This is a genomic window from Phaeodactylibacter sp. (assembly GCF_022763345.1).
In the GTDB taxonomy this organism is placed as follows: Bacteria; Bacteroidota; Bacteroidia; order Chitinophagales; family Saprospiraceae; genus Phaeodactylibacter.
On record NZ_JALEGS010000015.1, the window covers coordinates 1 to 12,505 of the forward strand.

At 51.3% G+C, this 12,505-nt stretch carries 10 protein-coding genes; 4 read left to right on the forward strand and 6 right to left on the reverse strand.

The features are described from left to right. Positions 1 to 605 precede the first annotated feature (605 nt). The 4 genes from MRY86_RS03625 to MRY86_RS03640 form a co-directional block, all read right to left on the reverse strand. Positions 606 to 1,106, reverse strand: a complete 501-nt coding sequence (locus tag MRY86_RS03625; protein ID WP_293567847.1) for a gliding motility lipoprotein GldH — start codon at positions 1,104 to 1,106, stop codon at positions 606 to 608. A gap of 14 nt (positions 1,107 to 1,120) precedes the next feature. Further along, the gene (dnaJ, locus tag MRY86_RS03630; RefSeq protein ID WP_293567845.1) at positions 1,121 to 2,287 is read right to left on the reverse strand and encodes a molecular chaperone DnaJ; all 1,167 of its coding nucleotides are present in this window, start codon (positions 2,285 to 2,287) and stop codon (positions 1,121 to 1,123) included. Between the two features lie 25 nt (positions 2,288 to 2,312). Beyond that, a complete protein-coding gene (locus MRY86_RS03635; RefSeq protein WP_293567843.1) occupies positions 2,313 to 2,903 on the reverse strand; it encodes a nucleotide exchange factor GrpE in 591 nt (196 codons plus the stop codon). A gap of 85 nt (positions 2,904 to 2,988) precedes the next feature. Then, positions 2,989 to 3,537 carry a TlpA disulfide reductase family protein gene (locus MRY86_RS03640; RefSeq protein ID WP_293567841.1) on the reverse strand — a complete coding sequence of 183 codons (549 nt, stop codon included), beginning with the start codon at positions 3,535 to 3,537 and terminating at the stop codon, positions 2,989 to 2,991. Between the two features lie 405 nt (positions 3,538 to 3,942). On the opposite strand from MRY86_RS03640, the gene MRY86_RS03645 reads away from it, so the two are divergent. The 3 genes from MRY86_RS03645 (at position 3,943) to MRY86_RS03655 (ending at position 9,362) form a co-directional block, all read left to right on the forward strand. Beyond that, entirely contained in the window at positions 3,943 to 4,827 is an 885-nt protein-coding gene (locus tag MRY86_RS03645) for a flavin reductase family protein (RefSeq protein ID WP_044145987.1), read from the forward strand. A gap of 183 nt (positions 4,828 to 5,010) precedes the next feature. After that, on the forward strand, positions 5,011 to 8,559 hold the full coding sequence (locus MRY86_RS03650) for a T9SS-dependent M36 family metallopeptidase (RefSeq protein WP_293567838.1): 3,549 nt from the start codon (positions 5,011 to 5,013) through the stop codon (positions 8,557 to 8,559). A 344-nt stretch (positions 8,560 to 8,903) separates the two neighbouring features. Further along, complete coding sequence (locus MRY86_RS03655) at positions 8,904 to 9,362, forward strand: hypothetical protein (RefSeq protein ID WP_293567836.1); 459 nt, start codon at positions 8,904 to 8,906, stop codon at positions 9,360 to 9,362. 41 nt (positions 9,363 to 9,403) lie between these two features. On the opposite strand, the gene MRY86_RS03660 is transcribed toward MRY86_RS03655, so the two are convergent. Beyond that, positions 9,404 to 10,972 (reverse strand): sodium:solute symporter, encoded by a 1,569-nt coding sequence (locus tag MRY86_RS03660; protein ID WP_293567834.1) that lies wholly within the window; start codon positions 10,970 to 10,972, stop codon positions 9,404 to 9,406. A 253-nt stretch (positions 10,973 to 11,225) separates the two neighbouring features. Here MRY86_RS03660 and MRY86_RS03665 point away from each other — a divergent pair, with 253 nt between their 5' ends. After that, on the forward strand, positions 11,226 to 11,678 hold the full coding sequence (locus MRY86_RS03665) for a MarR family transcriptional regulator (protein ID WP_293567832.1): 453 nt from the start codon (positions 11,226 to 11,228) through the stop codon (positions 11,676 to 11,678). A 192-nt stretch (positions 11,679 to 11,870) separates the two neighbouring features. Here MRY86_RS03665 and MRY86_RS03670 read toward each other — a convergent pair whose 3' ends face one another. Further along, a complete protein-coding gene (locus tag MRY86_RS03670) occupies positions 11,871 to 12,497 on the reverse strand; it encodes a hypothetical protein (RefSeq protein WP_293567830.1) in 627 nt (208 codons plus the stop codon). Positions 12,498 to 12,505: the final 8 nt, after the last annotated feature.

The window sequence follows — 12,505 nt, forward strand, 5'->3', positions numbered from 1 at the left end:
CGTCTACGTTCGATGGTGTTGGACAATCCTGTGCGAAAGCCTGTGGAAGGCCCAGGAAAGTCAACAGCGCGAACGCAAATGCGCCTGCTAGCCGCGACGGAGAAACGAAAGTAAACTTCGTTTTTTCCATAAGATCACGATTTGTTTGAAAAAAATTAGGTTAAAAAAAGGTCGTTGAATAAAATATTACGACTCTTACTCCAACTATAATTAGGAGCAGAGGCCAATTTTAGGTCGTCGGTAATCCTGACTCTTTTATCAGGATGATGGTATCGGGTAATTTTAGTTGTTAAACACTACTATATACAACAACAAAGCAGACACTCATCTGATGGTTAAGTGTTGCTCAGTGTTTTTTTGCAATAATCTCATGAAAGGGAAAAGAAAAGTAAAGGACTGGTCCTGAGTAATACTAGTTCTAAAAGAAAAATTAGAATAGTTTTCGATCACCATTTTACTTTCCAAAGTAATTATAGCTACTAAGCTACGTGTTTTTTCTGAATAAAAGAAATCGGCACAGGTTTTTTATTACATAAACCTTAGGAACAAAAGTAGCAGCAAGATGACAAATACAAAAATTTATCTGCATTTTTTTCTAAAAAAGATTACCTCTTTGTATCAGTATCTTCGACCATAAATCTAATATCCCTGACTTCTTTTAGAGAATCTCTTCTCATATATTGCTCCATTTCAAGAGTATACTCCCCTATCTGATTGAAGTAAGTACCCATTTGCAAGGGCACCTTTAGGACACAATCTTGCCCGCTGCACTTGCCCAGCCATTGCCCACTTTTATCAGCTAGTTCCAGAGAAACCACTTCGCTGAGTTTATTCCCATCCGGAAAGACCGTTTGAATACGAGTATACAGGTTTTGGTTGGCATAGGCCGGGGTATGTCCTACCTCCAGCCAGAGATGGTAGATTTTTGCAGTGTCTTCTATGTTGAAGGAAAACGAGACCGGATCAGCATAGGCCCATCCGGATTCCGATATTTCCTTTTTCGCATCAAAGACATAGTTAGGACCACAGGAGGAAAAGGACAACAGACCTGCCGCCAACAAAACACTCAGCACACCGTACTGAGACCATGAAAAGGCAAAGTGCATAGGCACATTATTTTCTACTTGAAGTAATCTTTCATCTTCTCAAAAAAGCCTTTTTCAGACTTACCAGGCTGCGGGTTGAAGTTGGGCATCTGCCTGATTTTTTCGAGTACTTCCCGGTCTTCATCAGACAGTTTTTTGGGCGTCCAGACATTTACGTGGATCAGTTGGTCACCTTTGCCATAAGACTGTACACTGGGTAGTCCCTTTCCTTTCAGACGGAAGATTTTTCCAGACTGCGTCCCAGCCGGCACTTTTATCTTCACCCGCCCGTCAATCGTTGGTACTTCTACCGATGTGCCCAGCGCAGCATCTGCAAAGTTGAGGTACAATTCGTGGACCAGGTTCATGCCATCCCGTTGCAGGTGGTCATGTGGTTTTTCTTCTATGTTGATCAAAAGGTCGCCGGCAGGACCGCCTTTGGCACCGGCATTCCCTTTACCCCGCAGCGACAACTGCATGCCCTCTTCCACACCTGCCGGGATTTCGATTTCCATCGTTTCTTCTCCCTGCATCCGGCCGTCTCCCCCGCAGGAAGCACACTTTGCGGTTACCTGCTGCCCAGAGCCATTGCAGGTAGGGCAGGTTACAGTAGTCTGCATCTGCCCAAGGAAGGTATTTTTCACCTGACGGACGTAGCCTGCCCCACGGCAAGTTGTACAGGTTTTTACGCTACTGCTGTCCTTGGCTCCACTGCCATTACAAGAGGTGCAGGTAACCTGCTTTTTGACCTTAATCTTTTTAGTTACTCCACTGGAGATTTCTTCCAGTGTCAAGGCCACTTTTATGCGTAGGTTGCTGCCTCTTTGTCCGGCACTGCGGCCGCGCCCCCGGCCAGCTGATCCGCCAAAGAAAGACTCAAAGGGGCTGCCGCCATCGCCAAAGATATCTCCGAATTGCTGGAAGATATCTTCCATAGTCATGCCGCCACCGCTGAAGCCCCCCGCACCGCTGTTGCCACTGACCCCGGCGTGCCCGTAACGGTCATAGCGTGCCCGTTTCTGGCTGTCGCTCAGAATCTCGTAAGCTTCTGCCGCCTCTTTAAACTTCTCCTCGGCCTCCTTATCGTCGGGATTTCGGTCAGGGTGGTATTTCAATGCCAGTTTGCGATAGGCTTTTTTGATCACCCCTTCGTCTGCATCCTTATTAACCCCTAGAACCTCGTAATAATCTCGTTTTGCCATAATGTCTTGTTAGCCTGACGCTATATTATTTTCCTACCACCACCTTTGCGTGACGGATGATCTTATCGTTGAGCCAATACCCTTTTTCAACGGTGTCGATGATTTTACCTTTCTGCTCTTCTGAAGGCGCAGGCACCTCCGTTAGTGCTTCATGCAACTCCGGGTCGAAGTCCTCACCGTTGGTCTCCATAGGCTTAAGCCCTTTCTGCTCCAGGGTATTGTAGAGTTTTTTGTACACCAGCCCGATGCCTTCGGCAAACAAGTCCCCTTTGTCATTCTCGTCCGCAGCTTTGCGAGCCCTGTCAAAATCGTCCAAAACTGGCAGAAGAGCTGTCATTGTGTCTTTTGCAGCGTTCTTCATCATATCCATCTTCTCGCGGATGGAGCGCCGCTTGAAGTTCTCAAACTCCGCCATCAGACGCAGGTGCTTGTCCTTTAGTTCTTCCAATTGCTTATCTTTTGCGCTGAGCTGATCTTCGGGGCTCAGTTCCTCATTAGTGCTCTGAGCAGTCTTTTCCTCAGCAGTTTCGTTGGTTTCCTGTGCTGCTGCTTCTTCCTGTGCTGCTGCTTCTTCCTGGTCTTTTACGTCTTCCTGATGCTCTTTATGTTCACTCATGGTTTGATTTTTTGCGTTTGCAAAGGTATAACCTCCGGGCTAATGCCCGCAATTATTTTGCCAGCTCTGTTTCTGCGACAATATGTCAGTTAGCCATTTGAGCACGGAGGCGCTCCCGGACTTCCGCTACAGAGGGATTGACGGAGATGATCTGCCCCTGTGGATTGAGCAGGTATTTGGTGGGCACCTGCTTCACGCCGAAGTCGTTGGCAATTTGACCATCAAAGAACCTCAGGCTCGTAGCCGTATCCATAATATGGTAGGGCCAGTCGAGCCCGTCCTGTTCAATGGCTCTTTCCCAGCGTGCTGCATTGTCTTCCACCCCGATGCTCACGATGCTAAAGCCCCCGGCGTCTTTAAACGCCCCGGAACCAAAGTCCTTGTTCAGCTCCACCAGCTCAGGGTTTTCTTTACGGCAGGGGCCGCACCAACTGCCCCAGAAATCCAGGAGTACGTACTGCCCTCTTAAGTCAGCCAAATCAAAGGCCTGCCCGTTTTTCAGTTGTGCCTGAATGACCGGCACCTGCTCTCCGTTGATAAACCGGGGCTTCATGTAAAAGTACCGCCCGATGATGAGCAATATCACTCCTACAATAAGTACGTTGAGTACTTTTCCAAAGGTTATTTTTGGCATTTTCCAGATGAGATTTTTTATGACAAGATGATATCCCTGAATAACATATGATAAAAAACAACCGTTTTCCGTACTTTGGCATTTCTTTGCTGAAAGCAGTGAGCGGACTATAGACTATGTTTGGAGCTTACTCCTATTGCAAACCAAGGACTTATGAACCTGGCGTCATCTTTTTTAGCTTATTTGACCCGCCAAACGCGCTAAAAAAGATTTAGCCAGAACCACAATTCCTTGATTTTCATGACGAACCCGCTCCAAACATAGTCTATACTGACGATTAAGTGGTTTGCCACAGCAACCCTACTCAATGTCAGCATTTACGCTGGGAAGTGACTTGCAACATCGGAGCAGGCCACTTCATATGCGTATATCTGTTTCTAACCAAAACCACAAGCTGAACAACCTATGAAGGTAATCGACCCTGCCTCAACCCCCACCAAAGACTTGCACCAATATCTGCTGGGTGCTGTTGCGCCACGCCCTATCGCATTCGCCAGCACCGTGGATGAACATGGCCACCACAACCTGGCTCCGTACAGCTTTTTCAATTGCTTCAGTTCCAATCCGCCTATCGTGGTCTTCTCCTCCAACCGGCGGGTTTCTGACAACAGCACCAAAGACACTTTGCACAACATCATGCAGACCCGGGAAGTTGTCATCAACGTCGTCAACTACAATATCGTACGGCAAATGGCGCTGACGAGCATCGACTACCCCAGCGAAGTGAGCGAGTTCAAAAAAGCAGGGCTGACCCCTGTGCCGGCCGACCTTGTCAAGCCGATGCGCGTCGAGGAATCTCCCGCACAACTGGAATGCAAGGTCAGGGAAATCATCCCGCTCGGTGAATCAGGCGGTGCCGGACACCTTATTATATGTGAAGTGGTGAGAATGCATATCCATGAGCAGGTACTGGACGAAGACGGCAAGATCAATCCGCATAAAATCGACCTCATGGGCCGTATGGGCCGTGCCTTCTATGTACGGGCAAGCGGAGAGGCCATCCACAAAATCTTTCAGCCCTTCAACGTACCGGGCATTGGATTTGATGCGCTGCCGGAAGGCATCCGCAACAGTACCGTCCTTACTGGCAACAACCTGGGCATGCTGGCTTCCCTTCCTGCGCCTCCTGGACCTGAAGCGATTGAGGCCGTAAGGGCGGAACTCCCGGTACAGGAAGCCCTGTCTGCTGAGCATCCACGCCGGGCACTGCACCTGCTGGCCCAAAAAGAGCTGGCCAAGGAAGACAAAACCAAAGCAGCCGCCCTGGCCTGGTTGGGAGAGCAGGTTTAAATGCCTGCCTCCGGCAACTGCCGTTCACCAAATCATAGGCTGCATATTTGTCGCCCAGTACATATAAACTTCCCGGCTGCCCCCTTTTTCCCCACCATAATTTGCCTAAATTAGCTGCTCAATCCCGAAAACCTCCTGACGAAAGAACGCTTATTTTCTATTCAACCATAATATTAGCAAAGTATGAAGAGGACTTTTACCCGGTTTAGTGCCGTGCTGGCAGCGCTATTGATAGCCGCTACCGGCTGGGCACAACAGCAAACACCCCTGGATATCGCGCTCCGCCATCTGGAGCAAAAGCGCGAAGCCTGGGGCCTGGCCGACGGAGATACCAAGGACGTAGTGCTCCGCGATCAGGTATACAGCCGCCACAACGGTACCACCCACTTTTACTTCAATCAGCGCCACGAGGGCATTGAAGTGTACAACGCCATCAACGGTGTGCACGTACAGGAAGGCAAAGTGGTTTTCTCAACCAACCGTTTCACGCCCAATCTGGCAGAAAAGGTCAATACCACGGCTCCCAGCCTTACTGCCTATCAGGCGATTGAGGCGGCAGCGACTGACCTTGGCCTGATCATGGACGGGCGGGAGCATCAGATTGCGCAGGATGGCCATGTCTACACCTTCTCCGGTGGCAGCATTTCTGATTCGGATATCAAGGTAGAGCTGGTCTACCAAATGATGGAGGATGGCAGCGCCCGCCTCGCCTGGGACCTGGCCATTGATATGCCCACTACCCACGACTACTGGAGCCTCCGTGTGGATGCCATCACTGGCGAGGAACTGGACCGCATCAACTGGAATGTAAGCTGTAATTTTGATGCGCCCAATGGAACGCATGCCCACAGCCACAACTGCGAGCACACGCAGGCGGCAGACAAGCCGGGCTTGCCTATTCGTCAGGCGCTCGAGCAGCAGAATATGGTACAAAGCGATAACGCCGTATACAACGTATTCGCCCTACCCGCTGAGAGCCCCATCCACGGGCCACGTGTACTGGTGGAAAACCCCGCTGACACCCTGGCCTCTCCCTTTGGCTGGCACGATACCAACGGTGAGGCAGGGCCAGAGTACACCATCACCCGCGGCAACAACGTCCACGCCTACCTTGACCTTGACAACTCCAATCAGCCACAGGGCGATGAGCCGGACGGAGGAGAAAACCTGGTGTTCGACTTCCCTATCGACCTGAATGCGGAGCCGGAGACCTATCAGGAAGCTGCGGTAACGCAATTGTTCTATACCAACAACATGATCCACGATATTGTCTACGCCTACGGCTTTGATGAGCAGGCGGGCAATTTCCAGCAAAACAACTATGGCCGGGGCGGACAGGGCAGCGACTATGTCAATGCACACGCTCAGGACGGTGGAGGAGTGAACAACGCGAACTTCGCTACCCCACCCGATGGAGGTAATGGCACTATGCAGATGTACCTCTGGCAGGGCGGGGGCAGTATCTTTAGTGTCAATAGCCCTCAGCCGGTGGCTGGTTCTTACGAGGTAAGAGAAGCCAATTTCGGAGCCCCTATTACCGAAAATCCAGTAGTTGGTGATGTTATCATAGCGGACGATGGCACATCGGAAGGCAGCCTTGCATGTAATCCACTGGAAAACGTGGAAGCTATGGAAGGCAAAATTGCTATCATTGACCGGGGTGGCTGCGAGTTTGGCCTGAAGTCATTGAATGCACAGGAGGCTGGGGCTATTGGTGTAATTATTTGTAATTTTGAGAATGTGGCAAACGGAATGGACCCGGGCGCCGTAGGCGGACAAGTCACTATTCCCGTGGTTTCTCTGGGCAATGCAGATTGCCAGGCTATCCGCGAATTTGCCGGACAGGGCCTGAATGTAACTTTCCAGGTGCCTGACGACAGCGGCCCTGAGTTTGTAGACGGTGACCTGGACAACGGCATCGTGGCGCATGAGTACGGCCATGGAATTTCCAACCGCCTGACCGGTGGCCCTTCTGCCGCTGGCTGCCTGGGCAACGACGAGCAAATGGGAGAAGGCTGGAGCGATTACTTCGCCCTTATCACTTCTGTACAGCCCGGCGAAACCGGCGATATGCCTCGAGGTATCGGCACCTTCGCACTGAAGCAGGAAACCAACGGCTCCGGTATCCGCCGGCAGCGCTACTCTACCGACTTTTCTGTGAACAACCAAACCTACGATGATGTCAAAGGCACCACAGCTCCTCACCCCCTTGGTGAAGTTTGGGCAGTGGTTACCTGGGACCTCTACTGGGCTTTTGTGGAAGAATACGGCTGGGACCCTGATCCCATCAACGGAACAGGCGGCAACAACATGGCGATCCAACTCGTCATGGACGGCATGAAGCTTCAGGCGTGCAGCCCGGGCTTTGAGGATGGCCGCGATGCCATTTTCGCAGCTGACGTACTCAACTACGATGGCATTCACGAGTGCCTGATCTGGGAAGTCTTCGCCCGCCGGGGCATGGGCTATTTCATGACACAGGAAGATTCCAATAACCGAAATGACAATGTGGAAGACTTCGAGCCCCGCCCGGAGTGTATCCGCGAACTGAAGATCACCAAGTCTGTGACGCCGCTTATCGAAGCCGGGGAAGAAATCGAGGTAACTATGACGCTTACCAACCATAAGGGAGAAACCGTGACTGGCGTAATGGTGGAAGATGAAATCCCCACAGGCCTCTCCTTCATCCCTGGTTCTGCGGAAGGTGCTGACGCTACTGCTACCGGCAGTGCCGTCACGCTTGAGGTGGGCGATATGTCCAACGGTGAGGTCGTTACCATCTCCTACAAACTGGCTTCCGACGAGGAAATCTTCTCCACCACACAGTACTTCGACGGTATGGAGAACGACGATGAAAACTGGTTCTTCCTGAACCTTGACCCCGAGGGCTTCAACGTTTGGGAAATTTCTGAACTGGATGCCTACGAAGGTGAGAAAAGCTGGTTCATCGAAAATACCGAGTTTGTGAACGATCAGGTGATTTTCCTGCAGGAGCCGGTAACGGTAACAGGTGAGAACCCTGTACTGCGTTTCTTCCACAAGTTCAATACCGTTATAGGTTTCGACGGTGGCGTGGTTGAAATCTCCACCGATGGCGGCTTTACCTGGCAGCGTATCCCTGAGCGCCTGATCCGCAACGGCTACAATTCAACACTGGATTATCAGACACTCGTTATTCCATTCCTGGAGGCCTTCTCTGGTGATTCTCAGGGCTGGATTGATACTTATATCGACCTCAGCGACTACGCCGGGCAAGACATCAACTTCCGCTTCCGTTTTGGCTCTAACGAAGGAGGTGTACCGACGACCGGCACGAACCCAGGCTGGTTTGTGGATAATGTAGAAATCATGGACATGATCAGCTACAACGGCGAAGCTTGCGTCATGTCAAACGAAGGCGACATGGCCTGCGCCATTGCCCCTGAAGAGGGGACCATCGTGGAATCCGCATTATCAAGCAGTGTGGAAGAAGCATTGCCAGAGGGCGCTGTAAAGGTCTTCCCTAACCCTGCCAACGACCTGCTGAACGTAGCCATCGATGTGACAGGTGCGGAAGAGGCCCTGATCACGCTCGTAGCGATGGACGGCCGCGTGATGCAGGAGCAGCAAGTGGAAATGGGCGGTTTTTACCAGCTCGTCCCTGTTAATGTTGCCCAGTTGCCTGCCGGTATGTACTTCATCAAAGTGCAGGCGGGCAGTAAAATGACCACCCAAAAGGTCGTTATCCGATAAGATTTGCCTGAGGCATACATAAGATCTTAGCCCCGGCGCATGAATTTTGCGCCGGGGCTGTTTTGTTTTATAAACGCTGTCTTAGGGGTTCACGCAGCGTCCGCAGAGGTTCACGCAAAGGTCGCTAAGTACCAATACCACCCTAACCTTTACGGACTTCGCGTACCTCCCTCCGCGGTCTTTGCGTGCCTCCCTCTGCGGACTTCGCGTGCCTCCCTCTGCGATCTTTGCGTGAAGCCCCTCCGCGATCTTTGCGTGAAGCCCCTCCGCATTTTCTCCTCCATCCATATCTTACTTTCAACTCAAAGTGTACTTTTGCGTTTCATTGCCGAACCACAACGCACATGACACAAAAAGTACAACTCGAACTCTACTTCTGGCTTTTCACCCTATTGGCAACGGCCGCCGTGATGCTCCCCATCCTGACCTCTGTACCCGGCTTCCCCTTCACTTTCGTGAATATCGTCTACGTCATCGTGGCCATCACCATGACACGCTATCTGTTCCTGCTCAGGCATACCTTTCTGGCCAAGCGCCAAAGCCTGAAAGTGGTGGTCGTGTTCCTGTGTATCCCGCTGATTTTTTATCTGGTACAAAACCTCAACTACTTCCAAACCTACCTCGACGAGGAGGGCCCGGAAGCCATCATCGGCAAACTCGCCTACACCGAACAGCAAAACCTGCTGGTCTACATCCGAAGCGAACTGCTGCTGTTTGGCGTCATGAGCATCATCAGTTCCGTACTCCTGCCCTTCCGGCTGATCCTTTCGGTTTGGCGGACGCGGAACCGGGGGACGGTTTGAAATTGAATTCTGGCGATCCTGAGGACAGATAAGGATGCCAGCTAGAACACATACTTCAGGCTCATGCTGATGCCAATAATCAGTACCAGAAAGCCCACCAGAAGTGCAGCCTCCCAGCCCAACAGGCGGTTCCAGTCCATCTTAAAGTCGATGACCACTTCCTTAGCCCGGCCGGGCAGCAGGCGGCTTGCCCCGTAGCCAACGGTCAGCGTCAGTGCGGCACCAATTGCATTCCACCAAAACCAGAATACTTCCGGTACGTAGAGCCAGAGGTAGATATTGACCAGAACACCGGTCGCCAGGCCAATATTTGCGCCAAGCGCGTGCGTGCGCCGCGTCATGATAGCCAGCAGGAAAGTCGCAAGAATGGGGCCGTAAAACACCGAACCGATTTTATTGATGGCCTCAATGACGGTGTCCGCAATTTCACCAGCGTAGGCAGCGAGTACAATGCATACCAGCCCCCAGGCAAAAGCGGTGTAGCGGGAATAGCGCATGTAATCCCCATCCTTCAGCGTCTTGCCACGGGCAATGAAGTCCTCCACCGTCACAGCCGACAGGGAGTTGATGGCGGAACTCAGTGAAGACATGGCAGCAGATAAAATGGCCACAATGAGCAGTCCAATCACCCCGTTCGGCAAGTAGTCCCGGATAAACACCGGGATCATCATGTCCGGCTTATCCGCCGGAACCGCGGCCTGAAAAGCAGGGGTCGTAGCGACCAGTGTGCCAATAATCAATCCCATAATGCAGTAGGTAAGGGTCACGGGAAAGCGGATGAGCCCGTTGAACAGCAGCGTTTTCCGCACCACACCCATATCCCGGGCAGAAAGCGTACGCTGCGCCTGCGACTGATCCGTGCCGTAGTAGGACACATACAGGAAAAAGCCGCCCAAAAGCATGGGCCAAAAGCCAAACTCCTCCCCTTTCTGAAAGCCCCATCCGGAAAAATCCACCGCATCCAAACGGTCGCGGTCAAGCTGCGCAGTAAAGGCTTCCCAGCCTCCAATTTCTGCAAGCGCAAAGCCCATGCACAGCAAAATCCCCAAAAACAGGATGATCATCTGAATCATATCGCCGTAGACGACTGCTTTCATTCCGCCCTGCAAAGAATAAATTAGGGTGATGACCCCAATGATGCCAAGCGTGGTGAAAAAGGACACCCCCAGCACACTTTCCAGAATAATGGAAACTGCATAGACCATCACCCCGGTCGCAAAGGCCCGGCTGATGAGAAAGACGGCACTCAGCAACAAACGCGTAGATGCACTAAACCGGCGCTCCAAATACTCGTAAATGCTAACGATACCCGCATTGTAAAGAGGCGGAATAAGCACGGCCATCAGAAACAGCATCGCCACAGGCACGCCAAACTCAAAACTGAGCCACTCCAGCCCGCCCCCTTCGCGCAACCCTACAAAAGCCGGGGCCGAGATAAAACTGATGGCCGATAACTGTGTAGCCATAATCGACAGCCCCAACGGCAGCCAACCGAAGCTCTTGCCGCCCAGGAAATAGTCCTTACCGTCTTTCTGATCTTTGAAAAAGTAGCCCAGCCCAAGAAAAGCCAGAGCATAAACCGCCACGATAATATAGTCTAATGTATTCATAACTTGGTCTTCGTTTTGCCTGTGGGAGTTGGGCTCTTCTATACCGACGACGAAGTAGTTTGGGACCAACCATGACTTCGTGTCGGCATACCTGTGCGTACCGGCATACTCGTGCGTCGGGTTTGTGCCTTACGCCCAAACCTCTCCGTTCCGAGTATAGCCTCAATCCCGATTATTCCTCCCAAAATAAGAAGATTATGCAACCTAAGCCTTAACTTCGTTGTTCAAACTTCAGTACCAAGACCGGGCGAGCATGAAAATAGAACAAGCAATCAACCAGACCAAACCATTTAGAAATAACCGTCACCGGGCGATGGTCAACCTGATTTATACCCATAACTGGATGGTAGACCAACTGCGGGCCAAGATCAAGCCACACGGCATCACCATGCAGCAATACAACGTACTGCGTGTATTACGAGGCGCAGGTGAGCCCATCAGCACCTCTGTAATCAGAGAGCGGTTGCTGGACAAAATGGCGGATACTTCCCGCATGGTTCACCGCCTGGCGCAGAAGGGGCTGGTGGTACGCAGAGAGTGCGCTCACGATAAGCGCCTGGTGGATGTATCGCTGAGCGATGAAGGTTATGCCATGCTGGACCAACTCGATATACTCCACACCGAAATGGACCGGATTTGCGAAGCCCTTACAGAAACCGAAGCCGCTCAGCTTAGTGCCTTACTGGATAAATTGCGGTCAGATTAAGCCTGTATCTGTCAGGCGTCCGCATAACATAAAAGCCGTTTGGAACTTGTGTCCAAACGGCTTTTCTAATGACCAAAAGTCCGGTTCAAAGTACCTTTGTAGTGGGGCAAAAATAAAATGTACAACTTTCAAAAAGCTTTTGCCCCAACGTTGCACAAAACCAGTTGTGTATTTTATTTTCCGAGAAGCCCTTTACTGTACGCTCAGCCCAGTCACCTTTTTCCGGTCAAAGTATTCTTTAGCCTGAGGCGAATAGACTTCAATGGTTTCGTATTCCACAGTCACGGTTTTACCTTTGAGGCTACCGGGATTTTGAATGAGTGCATCACTGCCCTTGAAGTAGCTCATCCAAAGCAGCTTTTGAGTACGCCCATTCGCCTCTTTGATAGTAATAGTGGCAATATCGTCACCAGAAATCCCTTCAAAGGAGCCCGAAACCGTTCCTGTTGCCTGGGCAGCCGGTGCAGCATTCATACCTTGTGGAGGTTGCTGTCCCGCCAGTTTCATGATGACGTTGGGGCATTTGAAAGCCATTTTCATACCGATTTGCTCCCCAAGTTTGGTCATTGCTGCCTGATCGCTGGGGTCAAGTTGGCCATACTCCTTTTCGAAGGCAGCCTGATTCGCACCCACCGCTTCCATAATACAAAAGCCAAGCTGCATCTGAAGGTCATCATTGGACATGGCATCCGTATCTTTTTTGGAAATGCATGCGCAGGCGGCATCTGCCAGCTTGTCCAGAAGCGCATCCTGTGCAAGCATTGGCTGAGCCAACAGGAACAGTGCGCCAAAAAGTGCAGTAGCGAGAATATTCTTCATGTTTCTGA